The sequence below is a fragment of the Sphingobacterium populi genome, from assembly GCF_001586775.1.
GTDB classification, from domain to species: domain Bacteria; phylum Bacteroidota; class Bacteroidia; order Sphingobacteriales; family Sphingobacteriaceae; genus Sphingobacterium; species Sphingobacterium populi.
The window spans coordinates 1-16,438 of sequence record NZ_LQXS01000008.1; the positions used below are offsets into that span (position 1 = coordinate 1).

Annotated in this window: 15 protein-coding genes; 7 read left to right on the forward strand and 8 right to left on the reverse strand. The window is 43.6% G+C overall.

Going from position 1 to position 16,438, the window contains the following annotated elements; translation table 11 throughout:
- From A0125_RS14740 to A0125_RS14755, 4 genes are all read right to left on the reverse strand, one after another.
- The coding region (locus A0125_RS14740) for a hypothetical protein (RefSeq protein ID WP_197464898.1) at window positions 1-562 on the reverse strand (562 nt) is incomplete at its 3' end.
- 67 nt (window positions 563-629) lie between these two features.
- Entirely contained in the window at window positions 630-1,355 is a 726-nt protein-coding gene (locus A0125_RS14745; protein ID WP_066758061.1) for a YebC/PmpR family DNA-binding transcriptional regulator, read from the reverse strand.
- A 2-nt stretch (window positions 1,356-1,357) separates the two neighbouring features.
- A complete protein-coding gene (locus tag A0125_RS14750; RefSeq protein ID WP_066758068.1) occupies window positions 1,358-2,305 on the reverse strand; it encodes an NAD-dependent epimerase/dehydratase family protein in 948 nt (315 codons plus the stop codon).
- 146 nt (window positions 2,306-2,451) lie between these two features.
- The gene (locus tag A0125_RS14755; protein WP_262507312.1) at window positions 2,452-4,107 is read right to left on the reverse strand and encodes a lamin tail domain-containing protein; all 1,656 of its coding nucleotides are present in this window, start codon (window positions 4,105-4,107) and stop codon (window positions 2,452-2,454) included.
- Window positions 4,108-4,250: 143 nt separating this feature from the next.
- Here A0125_RS14755 and A0125_RS14760 point away from each other — a divergent pair, with 143 nt between their 5' ends.
- Window positions 4,251-5,246, forward strand: coding sequence for an aspartate-semialdehyde dehydrogenase (locus A0125_RS14760; RefSeq protein WP_066758075.1), 996 nt, complete (start codon window positions 4,251-4,253; stop codon window positions 5,244-5,246).
- A gap of 127 nt (window positions 5,247-5,373) precedes the next feature.
- On the opposite strand, the gene A0125_RS14765 is transcribed toward A0125_RS14760, so the two are convergent.
- Both A0125_RS14765 and A0125_RS14770 read right to left on the reverse strand, forming a co-directional pair.
- Entirely contained in the window at window positions 5,374-6,390 is a 1,017-nt protein-coding gene (locus tag A0125_RS14765) for a Kelch repeat-containing protein (protein ID WP_066758079.1), read from the reverse strand.
- Between the two features lie 4 nt (window positions 6,391-6,394).
- Window positions 6,395-7,690 carry a DUF4270 family protein gene (locus A0125_RS14770; RefSeq protein ID WP_197464899.1) on the reverse strand — a complete coding sequence of 432 codons (1,296 nt, stop codon included), beginning with the start codon at window positions 7,688-7,690 and terminating at the stop codon, window positions 6,395-6,397.
- Window positions 7,691-7,887: 197 nt separating this feature from the next.
- Here A0125_RS14770 and A0125_RS14775 point away from each other — a divergent pair, with 197 nt between their 5' ends.
- From A0125_RS14775 to A0125_RS14800, 6 genes are all read left to right on the forward strand, one after another.
- Entirely contained in the window at window positions 7,888-9,339 is a 1,452-nt protein-coding gene (locus A0125_RS14775) for a sensor histidine kinase (RefSeq protein ID WP_066758082.1), read from the forward strand.
- A 10-nt stretch (window positions 9,340-9,349) separates the two neighbouring features.
- A complete protein-coding gene (locus tag A0125_RS14780; protein ID WP_066758086.1) occupies window positions 9,350-10,024 on the forward strand; it encodes a response regulator transcription factor in 675 nt (224 codons plus the stop codon).
- Between the two features lie 12 nt (window positions 10,025-10,036).
- On the forward strand, window positions 10,037-10,627 hold the full coding sequence (pncA, locus tag A0125_RS14785) for a bifunctional nicotinamidase/pyrazinamidase (protein WP_066758094.1): 591 nt from the start codon (window positions 10,037-10,039) through the stop codon (window positions 10,625-10,627).
- A gap of 61 nt (window positions 10,628-10,688) precedes the next feature.
- Complete coding sequence (locus A0125_RS14790) at window positions 10,689-11,231, forward strand: TetR/AcrR family transcriptional regulator (RefSeq protein WP_066758101.1); 543 nt, start codon at window positions 10,689-10,691, stop codon at window positions 11,229-11,231.
- A gap of 29 nt (window positions 11,232-11,260) precedes the next feature.
- A complete protein-coding gene (locus tag A0125_RS14795; RefSeq protein WP_066758103.1) occupies window positions 11,261-12,964 on the forward strand; it encodes a glycoside hydrolase family 3 protein in 1,704 nt (567 codons plus the stop codon).
- A 102-nt stretch (window positions 12,965-13,066) separates the two neighbouring features.
- Complete coding sequence (locus tag A0125_RS14800; protein WP_066758105.1) at window positions 13,067-14,494, forward strand: L-serine ammonia-lyase; 1,428 nt, start codon at window positions 13,067-13,069, stop codon at window positions 14,492-14,494.
- On the opposite strand, the gene A0125_RS14805 is transcribed toward A0125_RS14800, so the two are convergent.
- On the reverse strand, window positions 14,491-15,363 hold the full coding sequence (locus A0125_RS14805) for a 1,4-dihydroxy-6-naphthoate synthase (protein WP_066758108.1): 873 nt from the start codon (window positions 15,361-15,363) through the stop codon (window positions 14,491-14,493). The two genes, A0125_RS14800 and A0125_RS14805, sit on opposite strands and share 4 nt — an antisense overlap.
- Window positions 15,364-15,383: 20 nt before the next feature.
- Window positions 15,384-16,436, reverse strand: coding sequence for a sugar phosphate isomerase/epimerase family protein (locus A0125_RS14810; protein ID WP_066758111.1), 1,053 nt, complete (start codon window positions 16,434-16,436; stop codon window positions 15,384-15,386).
- Window positions 16,437-16,438 lie beyond the last annotated feature (2 nt).

A 16,438-nucleotide genomic window follows, 5' to 3' on the forward strand; every position in this document is an offset into this window, starting at 1 on the left:
CAGCCGAAGTTGATTCCGTTTTATTTTCTGGCGAAATGGTTTCCTCTGGCTTCGTTTGCTCGGTAGAAACGGTTTTTGTAGCACCGGCTTTGAAGCGAGGCTTAAACCCAGCGGGTTTACTAATCGGCGTAGCCGATTCTTCTGTTGCTGGTTTTTCTTCCGCAGCAGAAGTTGATTCCGTTTTATTTTCTGCAGAAATCGTTTCCTCTGGTTTTTCAGATTCCGGCGCAACGACTTTCTTAGCACCAGCTTTGAAGCGCGGCTTGAAACCAGCAGGTTTGGCAGTGGTTGCTGATGGCTCAGCTGGCACAACTTCCGAGACAGGCTTAATCGATGAATCCGAGGTAGCTAATGGTTTCTCTGGAATAGGCGCCGGTTCACCTGCGGCGAGCAAATACCTTTTTCGAAGTTTATTGAACCAAAATTTCTTAGTATGATCAAAGCTCTTCTCTCCCATTGCCGCGTAATGCTTCAAAAATTCCGCATGCAACGCTGGCTCACCTGCCTGCAAAGCAGTCAGGTCAATCTTTTTCTTATGGAAGAACTCTTCAAAACTGAGCATGATCAAAAGTAAAAAAAAATCCCTGCGAAAGTGGCTTCGCAGGGATTTTTATGCATATCAATATTGCTTAGTCCATATTATGGTACACGGCCTGCACATCGTCATCTTCCTCGATTTTGTCGATCATCTTCAATACATCTGCAGCCTGTTCTTCGGTTAATGAAGAATGAGAAAGCGAAATACGCTCCAACTTAGCCGAAGAAACTTCGATGCCTTTCTCTTCTAGCAGCTTTTGCATATTACCAAAATCTTCGAACGAAGTTTGCACCACTACTATGTCGTTGCCTTCTTCATCGGCCTCCACATAAAGCTCTTCCAAACCGCCATCGATCAATTCCAATTCCAACTCTTCTACATCCAAATCCTCTGGTGCAGGGAAACGAAAGATTGATTTGCGCTGAAAAATAAAATCCAACGAACCTGTTTTACCCAATGAACCGCCCGCTTTGGTAAAATAGCTTCTTACATTGGCTACGGTACGATTGGTATTATCTGTTGCGGTTTCGATCAGTACAGGCACACCATGTGGGCCATATCCTTCATACACGTATTCTTCATAGCCTTTCGCATCTTTTTCCGAAGCGCGTTTTATAGCAGCTTCCACACGATCTTTTGGCATGTTAACCGCCTTGGCGTTTTGCATGGCAGTACGCAGGCGCGAATTACTATCTGCATTCGGGCCACCTTCTTTTACGGCCATCGCAATCTCCTTGCCTAGACGCGTAAACTGAACGGCCATCTTCGCCCAACGCTTAAATTTTCTTTCTTTCCTAAATTCAAAGGCTCTACCCATTGTTATATCGTTGATTTTAGATTTTCAATCATATCCTTCGTCATGGTTTCTAGATCAAAGGAAGGTTTCCAGCCCCAGTCTTTCCGCGCATAATCATCGTTAATGCGTTTTGGCCAAGAATCTGCAATCGCTTGCCTCGGATCATTTTCTGTGTAGGATATCTCAAAACTAGGAAGAATTTTTTGGATTTCTTCGGAGATATCTTTTGGCGTGAAACTCATTCCTGCCAGGTTGTAACTGGAGCGAATGCTTAACTTATCTGCTGGAGCATCCATCAATTCTAGCGTTCCTCGCACCGCATCTTGCATATATAGCATCGGCAATTCCGTTTGTTCGGATAGGAAACTGGTGTATGCGCCATTTCGCAAAGCTTCGAAATAGATATGCACGGCATAATCCGTGGTACCACCACCCGGTTCTGTTTTCCAAGAAATAACACCTGGGTAACGAATGCTGCGTACATCCAAGTTATATTTTTTATGGTAATACTCGCACAATCTTTCTCCGGCCAACTTGCTAATCCCATAAATACTGTTGGGATCCATCACACAATATTGAGGTGTATCTACCTTTGGTGAATGTGGTCCGAATACGGCAATAGAACTTGGCCAAAAAACTTTTTTAATACCTAAATCAACGGCCAAATCCAATACATTTAATAGGCCGTTCATATTTAAATCCCAAGCCTTTTGAGGATACTGTTCTCCTGTAGCCGAAAGCATAGCCGCTAATAAATAGACTTGTGTAGGTTGGTATTGCTCAAAAAGTTGTTTTACGCGATCTTTATCTAATACATTCACCAACTCAAAAATCTCGTTTTCGGCGCGTTCACGCGGTTCCCGGATATCTGAGGTAATGATGTTATCTACACCAAATTTTAGACGCAGTGCGGCGGCCAATTCTGACCCAATTTGTCCGTTTGCGCCTAGTATTAATATGCGTTCTCCCATTTTTCGATTTATTCATATTGTTCCGTTGTCGTTGCAATTGGCGAATTGTACAGCCATTTTTACCTCAAAACGGTTTATTTTGATGCAAATATACTGTTTTTTGAGACCTTCTTTAAAATGGCAAATGGCTGTTTTTGAAGCGTACCTTAATTTCGCAGTAAAAAGGATTCTTTGAAGGTTTGCCGTTGTCCATTATCATGATACGTTTCCATCGACATTATATACACGCCTGATGAAGCAGGCTTACCATCTTCTCGAATTCCATCCCAAATAAATCTGCCAGTATACCCGACGCCGCGATTACGTACGAGACGATTTATCGGCCGCCCTCTATCGTCGTAGATAGTAAGATTGATCATGGTATTTTCCGCAATGAACTCATAATGAATAGATAAAAATCGATCATCGCCATCACTATTAGGATTGAGGATTCGTGCGGCAAGGTACACGTTGTTTTTGGTAATTGTCCCTGCACGAAAACGAGAATTTTCGTAGCCTGGAGTTGCGCCTTCACTATAGGTGGAAGTGGATATAAAATTACCCGCTTCATTAGTGGGCGCAGCTGGCGAAATCCGTTCTAGCGAAACACCTCGTGCATTGCGAATAAAAGGTTGATGCATTGCAGCGGTATATCGTAAACTATCCATCAATCCCGTGGGAGAGAAAAGTGTAACTATGCCTTGCAGGTTTGCATAAGCAGGAAGACTTGGGAGAACTATTACATCACGTAGCATCGCACTGGGATAATCTTTTTGGAGCTGTTCTGGATTGGTCGTAATGACCCGGTAACTACTTGGCGGGAAAAGCAGTTGTTGTGTAGATATTACTCTATTTCCTAATCGCCAGCCTTGTAAATTCATCATCTTTGCGGAGCGATTGTAAATCTCTACAAAAGATGGGCTACCTGTATATGGATTAAAAAGCACTTCGTTGATGACGACATCGTTATATAATAGGTGTGCTTCTTGAAAAACGGTCTGTGACAGTATTACATTTCTTCCACAAAATTCGCTCGTAATCGCCACATCGTAAGGAATACCAACTGGAAGTGGCTGATTAAAGGAAAGCTGTATTGTATCTCTTGAAATCGACCAGCTATGTATCTGTGGAAGCTCGATGGGCATTTGTACCTGCTGAATGTTAATAATACTCCCTACGTCCATATTTAGGATGAAATGGAGTTGTTGATCTTGAATAATAGTTCGTAATATTTGTACATTAGGAATTGCCCCTGCACGATACACACTATTTCTCGCACCCGGCGTACCGCCTTCCCTAGCTTCCGATTCTTGCCATGCACGAGCAGGGTTGCAACCGAATTCGGGATTGACTCTTTCCAAACTCCATCCACCACGTCTTTTTGCCGCAGTGGCATACCAGTTGGCTGCGTATGAAACTTGATCGACTGTACCTATTTGATCGTGGGCAAGCGTAATCGTCGCTCCGGCATTACTCATCGTCGGCCAACCCACAATTCCACACACATTGCCGTACCGCATAAATGCCTGTTCATTCTGCGCGGAAGTAACGATGATGTATTGCCTTGCTGGCAGATAGAGATCTGGAAACTGAAAAGTCCTGTTATTGTAGGTTATCGTGTAGTTTTTTAATGAAATTGCTATGCTAGAGGGATTGTATAGTTCTAACCATTCCCGCATGGGCAGATCATTCCCACTCGGATTCATCATGATTTCATTGATGATGGGGTGCGGGGCTATATAAGTCGATTCCTCTTCTAAAAAAGTAGTACAGCTGGTACAGCAAAGGAGGTATAAACTACATAAAGTGACGATTGCTTTCAAAGTCTTTTTCTACGCATATTAAAATCTACTTTAAAGGTAGATTTTAGAATAAGAATCCAAATAATTTAGTATGTTTGGGGTTGATTACGTGTTAAATATACTTAATCTGGTTTATTTTTTTAAAGTTAAACAATAATTTATTTATGAAAGTTGCAGTAGTTGGCGCAACAGGTCTTGTTGGGTCAGAAATGTTGACAGTATTGGCGGAAAGAAACTTCCCAGTAACAGAATTAATTCCGGTAGCTTCAGAAAGAAGTAAGGGTAAAGAAATCGAGTTCAAGGGGAAGAAGTATAAGGTGGTAACTGCTCAAGACGCTATTGCACTCAAACCAGACGTGGCGCTGTTCTCCGCGGGCGGCAGTACTTCGACAGAATTTGCACCTTTATTTGCAGAAGCGGGCATTACCGTAGTTGATAATTCATCAGCTTGGCGTATGGATCCTTCGAAGAAATTGATCGTTCCTGAGGTAAACGGCGATGTGTTAACTTCGGAAGATAAGATTATTGCTAATCCGAATTGTTCTACTATTCAGATGGTGGTGGTGATGAAACCATTGCACGAGAAATATAAAATTAAGCGTGTCGTAGTTTCTACTTATCAGTCGGTGACTGGTACAGGCGTAGCTGCCGTAAAGCAATTAAATGATGAGCGGGCGGGCGTCGACGGTGAAAAAGCATATCCACACCAGATCGATCTTAATGTGATTCCTCAGATTGATGTTTTCCAAGACAATGGTTATACCAAGGAAGAGATGAAAATGATTAAGGAAACTAATAAAATTATGCGTGATGACTCCATCCGTGTAACGGCAACTACCGTACGTATTCCTGTTATTGGCGGTCACTCCGAATCGGTTAATATCGAATTCGAAAATGATTTTGATCTTCAAGAAGTACGCGATCTATTGGCAGCACAAGAAGGAATTGTAGTAGTCGATAATCCAGCGAAATTGGAATATCCTATGCCAAAAGACGCACATGGTAAAGATGAGGTATTTGTTGGGCGTATTCGTAGAGATGAATCTCAAGATAAAACGCTTAACCTTTGGGTGGTAGCAGATAACCTAAGAAAAGGTGCTGCAACGAATGCCGTTCAGATCGCAGAATTATTACACAAAAATCAATTGATAGGATCATAAATCTTATCAATTGATTTATCGTTACTGAATATAAAAAAAGAAGAGCGGGATGATTATCAATCATCCCGCTCTTCTTTTTTTATAGCTACATCCTTTCTCGCGGAAGTAGCAGACTAGTTACTGCCTATTATCTTACAGGAGTAAATACTAGCGTCTCATTAAAAAAGCTTGAAACTCCTGTGCCGTTAGAACCGGTGGAGATAAAACCCCTGTTACCCAGTGCAAAACCTATCGCTTTCTCGCGAGCTCCAGCTCCTTGAATAGCTTGGTGCTCATTCGTCCAAACATCAGTAGCTGGGTTATATTTCCATACATTGGCTACCAATCCAGCAGGTCCTCTACCACTTACGATGTATCCCATGCCACCGATCACAAATGTAGATGTATTAAAACGTCTAACATCATAAGTTTGGTCGGCATCGCTACGGTTCAAGTCATTCAATTTGGTCCAGGTTGTTCCATCAAAAGAGAAAAAATCTTCAGGCAATTGATTATTAAAACTACCACCACCAATATATGCTCTATCACCAATTACAAAAGCAAATGCACCTGTTCTTGTCCATCCAAATTGAGTCGGCACCAAAGTCCATGTGTCATTTGACGGATCGTAGCGATACATATCACTAAATGTTCTACCTCCTACTGTACGACCAAGGCCAACATATCCAAATCCACCAAGTGAAAATGCAGTTGCTTCTACGCGCGGTGTACCAGGGAAATCAGCGATTTTAGTCCACGTATTTGAGGCCGAATCAAAACGATAAAAATCATTTAAAGCAGTTTCGCCATCATATCCTGTTCCCACATAGCCAGCATTGCCAATAGCAAAGCCAACTGCGCTATTGCGCACGCCTCCTGCAAATTCTGCCCGAGGTTCCCATTGTGATCCGTTAAAAGCCCACGCATCATTCAAACGTGTGCTACTTGGAAGTGATGTAATACCACCAACCATATATGCTTGATCATTAATCACAAAAGATGCGGCACCCTCTCTAGGATCCTCTGGTGCTACTGTGGATCTAGTCCATTCTACAGGACCAGTGTCTCCTGTAACCGTTTCATCGTCATCTTTCGAACAGGATTGGAAAGATGTCGTCGCAATCGCACCAACTAAAAGTAATGCTAGCCAGTTTTTCTTCTTCATATGACTAATTGAATTTTGTGTATAAGATGTTTAATTTGATTTTAGGTTTATTGCCGTCTGTAGCGATAAGCAAAGAGTTTGCAGTTCCGACCAAAGAAGCTGGCGGAAACGATAATACTAAGTGGCGATCGCTGATAGACTCGTTATTAACTGTACGAACGTACTCGATTAAGTTAAATGTATATCTGGCATTTCTTCCAGTATTATTACCCGCTACGAATTGTCCTCGCTGAATCTCATTTGTAAATGGTATCCGAATGAAATCCAACGCTATTCCGCCACTATTAGCCAGATACAAAGATGGCGCGTCTTGCCCAGAAGACAACGGATACATCCCGATTTGATTTGATTGCACTTCTACTTCCAGCTCCATCTTATTTATGGCTATACCAGAAGTTTGGAGAAAGGTGCGTAGAGCGGGAAAGTCTATACGAACTGCGGCTCCTGTACCAGCTTGCACCAAACCAATACCGTTCGTTTGCGCACCAGGTACGGGCGACGCGTCTGACAAACCCTGAAAGGGCGTTCCTGATCTATCTGCAGTATATTGATTATACTTAAGGCTATAATCACGAATTACTAAATTTCTAGTAGCAGAAGTTCTAAATCCGCCAGCGCCTACATACGAGTAGTGAATTTCGGCTCTGACTGTATCATTATATGCAATAACGCTTGTATTCTCTTCATGTGGTACCACTGCAATACCATTCATATATTCCGCAAAGTTAGCAGCAGAAAGCACTCGTGCATCGTCGGTTTGCATTTTATCGAACAGATCTTTACCAAACGCGTCATCTAATCGAATTTCGAGACGCTGTCTAGATCCTGGCCTAGGCAGATAATTTAAGCTACCCAAAGGTGTCTGATCTAGCTGAAATGTTTGGTGACCAAATATTGCGGGCGCTTGCACATAAAAAGGAATGCCTGCACTATTAAATCCGCCAGATTGCAAGTTGGTAGTTACTAATCTTTGTGTAAGGCGATGAGCTGCTATGGAATGACGCTTGGTCGTATCACCTTGCACGTGCAATTGATTGTGTGTACGGAGTACTAATTTTATGGAATCAAAACGAGCATCGTCGGGAATATCACTATAGTTATAATTTTCTGGTTCGACCTGAAAATACGGCGTAACAGTAACACTTCCAGCAGTTTCACGGAAATATCGACCTAGCAAAATAGCTCCTGCTCCATTAGTTGGAATATGCTGCAATGATAGGTTAGTAATCTGCACAGACAGGGAGTCCATGGAGGCTAAATTTAGAGCATCTACGTTGTCGTTATTTAACGCAATACTCATATCTTTCTCACAACTAGATAACAAGAAATTAGCTCCGACAAAAACGAATCCGAAAGCAATAAATATGAAGTATTTAACCATAAAAACCAATGAATTGCAAATGTAACCGAACATTACTGTTAATCAGTGTTATATTTTGTTAAAAATCAACAATTACCTATGCGGTGCAAAGCTACTAAATTAAATTTGTTTTAATCATGCTAAAAAACCACAAAGTCCTAGCCTTACTTATTGTCATAATTACCGCGGGAATACTCTCTGTATTAAGTTTTTGGTTATATAACTCATACGATGATCACCGGGAATTGACCTTTGCCAAAGCGGATCAAGCGTTGCTTAGTACGTTGAATGATTACTACGCCCGGCATGATATTACGCCTAATAATACGCGCAGCAGTTCGCAAAAAAACTTGGTTGAAGATATCAAACGTGTGTATCCGAACGTTGCTGCTGATAGTATATACGTTTGGATGGAAAGAAACGCCACACGTAGGCAAGATAGTATTCGTCAAATCTATCGCGATTTGCACCGTGAGCGTTCTCAAGGTAGGGATGAGCAGCGTAAACCCAGAGAAATAAATCATTGGATGCTGCAAGGAAGAGATGCACAGCTTTCAGCAGCCGCATTAGATACGTTGTCAAAAGAATACCAACAGGAACTTGCGGATCGAGAAATTTTCTTAGCTAATGCCATACTCAAACTGCATAAAATGGATCGTGCAGGAGTTCTTAATCTACGAGATCGGCAAGAACGAAATGTACTTACCACGCGCCCAATTCTAATCAATGCTGAAAACAACATCTATCTATACGCGGAGCTATCACAAACGTGGCAGCATATTTTAAGTAACATGATCGGGCAAATCATTTTCTCGCTACTCCTACTCATTGCACTGATTGGTACATTCCTTGCGCTGTTCAGGACTATTCGTAAGCAAAACAAGTTGGCGATATTGCAACAATCTTTTGTGACGAACATGACACACGAATTGAAAACACCGCTATCCACCGTGAGTGCTGCCGTAGAAGCATTACAACGTTCTGGTGCTAAACATGATGCCGAAAGATGGAATCGCTACCTTACCATTTCAAAACGGGAATTAGAGCATCTAAGCCAAATGGTAGAAAATGTATTACAGTTCAACAGCAATGTCCGTAGTGGTATCGACTTTACTTACTCCCAATTTGATCTTATTGCACTTCTCGAGGAAATAGTAGATTCATTCCAACTGGTCAATAATGTTACGATAGAATTGATCCGGCCTACACACCCGTCGACTGTGGTGCTGAATGGTGACGTCGCGCATCTTCGCAATACGTTTTCCAATATCATCGATAATGCGATCAAGTACAACCAGTCTGTTTCACCGCACGTAACAATTACGCTGAATGCGATGGAAAAAGTAGTACAGATCGCCATCAGTGATAACGGCATTGGCATTCCCAAATTGTACCAAAAGAATATCTACGACTTATTTTTTCGGGTACCGAATGGTGAATTGTACAGCGTCAAAGGATTTGGCCTTGGGTTAGCCTATGTGCAACAAGTCGTGCATCAGCACGGAGGCTCGATAACGCTAGATAGCACAGAAGGCACTGGAACCACTTTCACCCTCACGTTACCTCAACATTATCCCACCATCAAATAGGAAAACTTATATGCTGAAAATATTGTATGTCGAAGATGAGTTAAGCTTGGCCATGATCGTAGGAGAAAGCTTAGAAGAACACGGTTTTGAAGTGAAACATGCGGTCAATGGCCAGGATGCGCTGCAAATATTAAAAAAATTCAGTCCACATGTAATGGTACTGGACGTGATGATGCCGCTGATGGATGGGTTTACTCTGGCCACCGAAATTCGTAAGATCGACCTCAAAACTCCTATCATATTTCTCACAGCGATGACACAAACGGCCGATTTGGTGAAAGGATTTCACCTCGGAGGCAACGATTATATCCGCAAACCATTCAAGATCGAGGAGCTCATTGTGCGGATTGAATCTGCACATCGCGCCACACGCCAGCACTACGAGCAGCAACATTATGAGATTGGCACGTACCGTCTTGACACACAGAAATTTTTACTGAGCCACGATGGTCATACCGAGAAATTGTCGTTTCGCGAAGCAGAATTGCTACGCCGCTTATTCGAGCGCAAGGATGAGGTCGTTCCGCGCGAAGAAATCATTCGCACTTACTGGGGCGACGACACCTATTTCACGGGGCGCAGTCTGGATGTCTTCATCAGCCGTATTCGAAAATACCTATCCAAGGATGAGCGAATCAAGATTACAAACATCCGCGGCGTAGGCTATCGGTTAACTATTGATTAGTTATATTTGAGTATGAAAGCACTTATCATTGTCGACGTGCAGGTCGATTTTCTTCCCGAAGGCGCTTTGGCAGTGCCAGCCGGTGATACAATCATTCCTGTCATCAATGCATTGCAGAAAGACTATGACCTCGTGGTAGCGACGCAAGATTGGCATCCGGCAGATCACGGCAGCTTCGCTAGTCAGCATTCGGGTGCGCAGGTCTTCGATCAGATCGAACTGCATGGCCTTGAACAAACGCTCTGGCCCGATCACTGTGTGCAAAGCACGGCAGGAGCCGAGTTAGCCGCTGCATTAAATACGACTAACATAGAAGCCATCTTCAGAAAGGGAACCGACAAGCAGGTCGATAGTTACAGTGGTTTTTTTGACAATGGTAAACGAAAAAACACGGGATTGCGTGGTTACCTGGAATCCAGAGAAATCACCGAAATACATGTATGCGGCTTGGCAGCAGATTACTGTGTATATTACACGGCCATGGATAGCTTGGAGGCAGGTTTTAAAACCGCGATTATTTCCAGAGCCACCAAGCCAATCGACAAAACGGCGTTTATGGATAAGAAGGAAATTTTTCTACAAAAAGGCGGTCGCATACTTTAATAACACGATACCCATGACAAGGAATATCATTTTTCGATATCTTTGTCACAGACAGTTGGCTATGAAAGAAACAGTCCTTAGCAGGAAAGATAGAATTATACAGACCGCAACCTCTTTATTTGCAAACAAAGGCTTTGCCGACACATCCACTAAAGAAATCTCTCTTCAGGCCGGTGTATCAGAAGCATTGATTTTCAAACATTTTGGCAATAAAGATCGACTGTTATCTTTCATCATCAAAACAGGATATAGCCGTGTCGTAATGCATCATAAAGGTATGCTTACCTATCGCGGCGCGAAGGAATTTTTGCGCAACATGATTCTGCTGCCGAATAAGCTGGTGGCAGAAGAGCCTTTGTTTTGGAAAATGCAGGAACGCCTTTCGCACGATGAGCTCTCCCGAATGCAGCATGAGCACTTTATCAAACCTGTACAACCAATCATCTTAAAAGCCTTTCAGGAACTGGGCTATGCCAAACCTGAGTTAGAAACACAATACTTATTACTGATCATTGATATGCTGTGGAAGAAGGAAGCCTGTGGCGAATTGCAAAATGCCGAAGAGCTTACTCAGCTGATCGAAGATAAATATCAATTGATTTAATTCCTTTTTTACGCTCTTTTAATCTACGAATGAAGCATATTTCACTCCTGATCGCTTACCTTTCGCTGTTCATATCGTTGAGCTATGCTCAGGGCAAACGCGATTTCGTTCCGTTTATTAATCAATCTCACGCATGGGTAGAACGAACGTTTGAGCAACTTACGCCTCGTGAACGCATTGCCCAGCTATTACTCATTAGAGCGCACACCGATCGGGGCGCTCGTTATGTGGATTCTGTAGGTCGTATTGTTCGGCAAGAGAAATTAGGCGGATTGGTGGTATTCCAAGGCGGTCCGGTGCGGCATGCAGACATGTTCAACCGCTATCAGAAAGACAGCAAAGTACCACTGTTAATTACGTTTGATGGTGAATGGGGCTTAGGAATGCGCCTTGCCGATTCGACCACTTCGTATCCTTATCAAATGACTTTAGGCGCTATCCAGCGCGACGAATTAATCTACGACATGGGCAGGCAGGTTGCCAAAGATTTTCTACGCTTGGGCATGCATTTCAACTTTGCGCCAGTGGTCGACATTAACAACAACCCGCAGAATCCGGTGATCAATTATCGGTCTTTTGGAGATAATAAGGAGAATGTAACGCGTAAAGCAAAAGCCTACATGGACGGTATGGTAGCTGGCGGCATCGTCGCATCGCTCAAACACTTTCCTGGACATGGTGATACGGATGTCGACTCGCATCACGATCTCCCGCAATTAGATTTTTCTAAGAAACGGTTGGACGAGCTGGAGATATTTCCCTTTCGGGAATTGATTCGTGCAGGCGCACCAGCAATTATGGTGGCACATATGCACATTCCGGCATTAGATAATACGCCCAACATTCCGTCATCCATCTCCAAGAAAGTAGTGACCGATTTGCTGCGCAATGAATTGGGTTTTCAAGGTCTTTCGGTAACTGATGCGATGGATATGAAAGGCGTGACGAAATTCTTCCCCAATGGTCGTGCCGATGTGATGGCCATAGAAGCGGGCAACGATTTGTTGGAAATATCAGAAAATAGTGGCCGCGCGATCCAGCTAATCGAGCAAGCCATTAAAAACGGCAGCATAAAGCAAGCAGATATAGATCGTCGAGTAAAAAAAGTACTAGCAACAAAGTATTGGTTAGGACTGGATAAATACCAACCTGTATCCACCAAAAATCTATACAACGACTTGAATAGCACGGCCTCAAAACAGCTTGTACAGCGCCTCGCGGAGGCATCGATCACGGTGTTGCGTTCTCAGCGTGCTATTAACTCATTCAACCGTGGCCGCCCAACCTTATTGATCAGTGTGGGCATCAATAAGCCGCAAGCCTTAGAACAAGTAATTGCCAGCCGAGTGCGTGGTATCATGCAACTATACGTATCGAACAACGAATCACCAGAACGCCTGCAAGAAATCCTGATGGAATCTCGCAAATATGGCCAAGTAATCCTCGCGATTCACGAAACACGTAGCCGCCCGCAAAGTACGCTGCCGCTATCAGAAGATGTAACTAACTTTCTTGACAAGGTTACCAACAAAAACACCATTACAATCGTACATGCCAACCCTTACACACTTAATAATGTTGATGTGAGCCAAAGCGGCAGTATCATAATGGCTTATCAGAACGAAGCCTTTATGCAACGTGCTGCGGCAAAAGTGCTGTTTAAAGACATCCGTTCGGAAGGCAAGTTGCCGGTTACCATATCGCGTAAGTACAAGTTTGGATCTGGCATGTAATTATGAAGTATTGAGAGAGCTATTAATTATCAACTAATATTTCATAATTAATAAAAATAGACGCTTTTTATCCCGTATTTTTGAGATATTATTAATTTGCATATGGCTAGCGAACAGATTTCTATTTTCGACATGTTTAAGATCGGCATTGGCCCGTCCAGCTCTCATACCTTGGGACCGTGGCGCGCCGCACAGCGGTTCGTACAAACAATAGATACACGAGTTGGAATAGAAAACGTACAGCAAATCAACGTATTATTATACGGTTCACTCGCCAAAACTGGCATTGGCCATGGTACCGATATCGCTATATTATTGGGCTTGAGCGGTGATGATCCAGTTACTTTTGACGTGTATGATGTGCTTCCGAAGGTAGATCGCATCAAATCTTCTTGTAAAATAGAACTCGGCGCAAAGCATCAAATCGACTTCGTTTATAACGAACACATGCTGTTCTTGTACAATGAAAGTCTGCCTTTTCATCCCAACGCGGTCAGTTTTCAGGCCTTTTTGAAGGATGGCTCGGCAGTCAGCGAAACCTATTATTCTATCGGTGGCGGCTTCGTCGTGCAAGAAGAAGAACAAGGTGCTACGACTACGGAAGTTGATCTTCCATTTCAAATGGATAGCGCCGAAGATGTCTTGTTTTGGTCCAGAAGAACAGGATTGAAAATCTCGGAGCTGGTTTTAGAAAATGAATTAGCTTGGCGTAGCGAAGAGAAAACCAAAGAAGGCATTCTGAATATATTCGAAACGATGAAGGAATGCATTTACAAAGGTTGCCATACGACGGGCATTCTGCCTGGTGGGTTGCAAGTAGAGCGCCGCGCTACCAAACTCAATAAGCGTATTGTTAAAGATCGCCCTTACCATGATTTTGCTTCTTGGCTGGAAGCTATCCGCGCCGGCGGTAAAGATTTTGGTTATATTTTGGATTGTGTGAGTTGTTTTGCCTTAGCGGTGAATGAAGAAAACGCTTCATTTGGTCGCGTAGTCACGGCACCGACTAATGGCGCGGCAGGCGTAATTCCTGCGGTTTTGCAATATTACATTACCTTTTACGACGCGTTCAACGAACAAAAAATAATTCAGTTCATTGCCACCGCATCCGAAATCGGATCCATTTTCAAAAAAGGCGCTACGATCTCCGCCGCGATGGGCGGCTGCCAAGCCGAAATTGGCGTTTCGTCGGCCATGGCGGCTGGTGCGCTCACCGAATGCCTTGGCGGCTCGCAGCGACAAGTATTGATGGCCGCAGAAATCGCAATGGAACATCATTTGGGACTGACCTGCGATCCAATTGGAGGATTGGTACAGATTCCTTGTATCGAGCGTAATACGATGGGCGCCATCAAAGCGATTACCGCAGCACAATTAGCATTGCAATCGAATCCAGAAAAAGCAAAAGTGAGTTTGGATGCCGTCGTCGGCACGATGTGGGCTACCGCGCAGGATATGAACGTAAAATACAAGGAGACTGCCGACGGTGGACTCGCCGTAAAAGTGCCGCTCAGTCTCCCTGAATGTTAGATCGAAGCTAAAAATAAATCCTGCGTGCGCGGCGGGATTAATTGTAGCCGCTCCGCTTCGCTAAATAGATAGTTGACGGAAGCACGCCCTTTCTCACCCAGATTTTCGGAATATTTATTGACATACAAATCGATATGTTGGTACATCACCGATTCTTCCATTTCTTGGGCATGACTGCGAATGTAATCTAAGCCCGACTTCGGGTTAGCAAAGGCGAATCGTACGCTATCCGCGATGAGTTTGTTGACCTGCTGTTTCACCACTTGCGGCAGTGATCTTTTGATCACGATACCACCTAATGGGATAGGATATCCGGTATCTCGTTCCCAAAATTCGCCTAAATCTTGTGCTTTGGACAAACCGCGTTCGCTGTAGGTGAACCGATTTTCGTGAATAATCAGCCCTAGATCGACTCGGCCATCGAGTACGGCATTTTCAATATCAGAAAATACCAACTCCTGTTTATTGGTCAATTGCGGGTAAGCCAATCCCAACAAAAAGTTGGCCGTGGTATATTTACCAGGAATACCAACGCGTAAATCCAACAGATCTGCTGGCAAATCTTGCCCAGCGCAATTCGACAAACGCTTGGCAAGATCTTTATCCTTCGTAATCAATAATGGCCCGACGCCAAAGCCCAATGCACTACCCGCATCCAACAATTCGTAATCTTTGGCCGCGTAGGCAAATGCATGATAGCTTAGTTTGGTAATATCCAGTTGCTGCGCAAAGGCCATTTGGTTCAGTGTCTCTACATCCTGATAGCTCGGCTCGAACAAAAGATCGCCCGTATCGATCTTGCCATGAATCAATGCATCGAAGATAAAAGTATCATTCGGGCACGGAGAAAAACCTAAACTTAATTTCATATTATTGATTCAATTCACAATTATATTCCTAACAGCCCGCGGTTAAAATCTTCATCAGATCCTGTAGCCGCAAAATCATCAAATGCTCTCTCGGTTACTTTAATGATGTGGTCGCTGATGAATTGCGCGCCTTCGGTGGCACCATCGACGCTGTTTTTGATGGCACACTCCCACTCTAGCACTGCCCAACCTTCGTAGTCGTAAGCGGCCAATTTGCTAAAGATGGATTTGAAATCGACCTGTCCGTCGCCAAGCGAACGGAAGCGACCTGCTCTATCCAACCAATTGCTATAACCGCCGTAAACGCCTTGTTTACCTGTTGGATTGAACTCCGCATCTTTCACATGGAACATTTTGATCCGCTCATGATAGTGATCTATATAGCTCAGGTAATCCATTCCCTGCAACAATAAGTGCGATGGATCGTATAATAAACACGCTCTTGGATGATTGTTAGCGGCTTCTAAAAAGCGTTCGTACGAAACACCATCGTGCAAATCTTCTCCAGGATGCACTTCGTAACATACATCCACACCGTGACGATCGAACTCATCCAGAATCGGCAACCAGCGGTTGGCTAACTCTTTGAAACCCGTCTCGACCAGACCTGCCGGACGCTGCGGCCAAGGATATACCATATGCCATAACAATGAACCGCTAAAGGTAGCATGTGCATTCAAACCTAAGTTGGCCGATGCTTTAGCCGCTAATTTTAGTTGATCAATTGCCCACTCGGTACGTGCTTTTGGATTATTGTGTACGGCTGCTGGCGCAAATCCGTCGAATAATTTATCATAAGTTGGGTGTACAGCCACCAACTGTCCTTGTAGATGCGTAGACAACTCGGTAATCTCTACTCCGATTTCCGCTAACCTGCCTTTGATTTCGTCTGCATAGGTTTTGCTTTCTGCCACCTTTTGCATATCAAAAAATTGCGGATCATTGGTCGGCACTTGCACGCCGACATATCCTAATGATTTTACCCATTTGGAAATATTTTCTAACGTATTGTACGGTGCGGTATTATCAATAAATTGTGCCAAAAAGATCGCTGGCCCTTTTAGTGTTTTCATGG

Bases quoted from the DNA above. Each gene is read 5' to 3' on its own strand.
- A0125_RS14750 (WP_066758068.1), bottom strand. From the start codon at position 2,305: ATGGGAGAACGCATATTAATACTAGGCGCAAACGGACAAATTGGGTCA.
- pncA (WP_066758094.1), top strand. From the start codon at position 10,037: ATGAAAGCACTTATCATTGTCGACGTGCAGGTCGATTTTCTTCCCGAA.
- A0125_RS14780 (WP_066758086.1), top strand. From the start codon at position 9,350: ATGCTGAAAATATTGTATGTCGAAGATGAGTTAAGCTTGGCCATGATC.
- A0125_RS14795 (WP_066758103.1), top strand. From the start codon at position 11,261: ATGAAGCATATTTCACTCCTGATCGCTTACCTTTCGCTGTTCATATCG.
- A0125_RS14800 (WP_066758105.1), top strand. From the start codon at position 13,067: ATGGCTAGCGAACAGATTTCTATTTTCGACATGTTTAAGATCGGCATT.
- A0125_RS14810 (WP_066758111.1), bottom strand. From the start codon at position 16,436: ATGAAAACACTAAAAGGGCCAGCGATCTTTTTGGCACAATTTATTGAT.
- A0125_RS14765 (WP_066758079.1), bottom strand. From the start codon at position 6,390: ATGAAGAAGAAAAACTGGCTAGCATTACTTTTAGTTGGTGCGATTGCG.
- A0125_RS14790 (WP_066758101.1), top strand. From the start codon at position 10,689: ATGAAAGAAACAGTCCTTAGCAGGAAAGATAGAATTATACAGACCGCA.
- A0125_RS14805 (WP_066758108.1), bottom strand. From the start codon at position 15,363: ATGAAATTAAGTTTAGGTTTTTCTCCGTGCCCGAATGATACTTTTATC.
- A0125_RS14770 (WP_197464899.1), bottom strand. From the start codon at position 7,690: ATGAGTATTGCGTTAAATAACGACAACGTAGATGCTCTAAATTTAGCC.
- A0125_RS14775 (WP_066758082.1), top strand. From the start codon at position 7,888: ATGCTAAAAAACCACAAAGTCCTAGCCTTACTTATTGTCATAATTACC.
- A0125_RS14760 (WP_066758075.1), top strand. From the start codon at position 4,251: ATGAAAGTTGCAGTAGTTGGCGCAACAGGTCTTGTTGGGTCAGAAATG.
- A0125_RS14745 (WP_066758061.1), bottom strand. From the start codon at position 1,355: ATGGGTAGAGCCTTTGAATTTAGGAAAGAAAGAAAATTTAAGCGTTGG.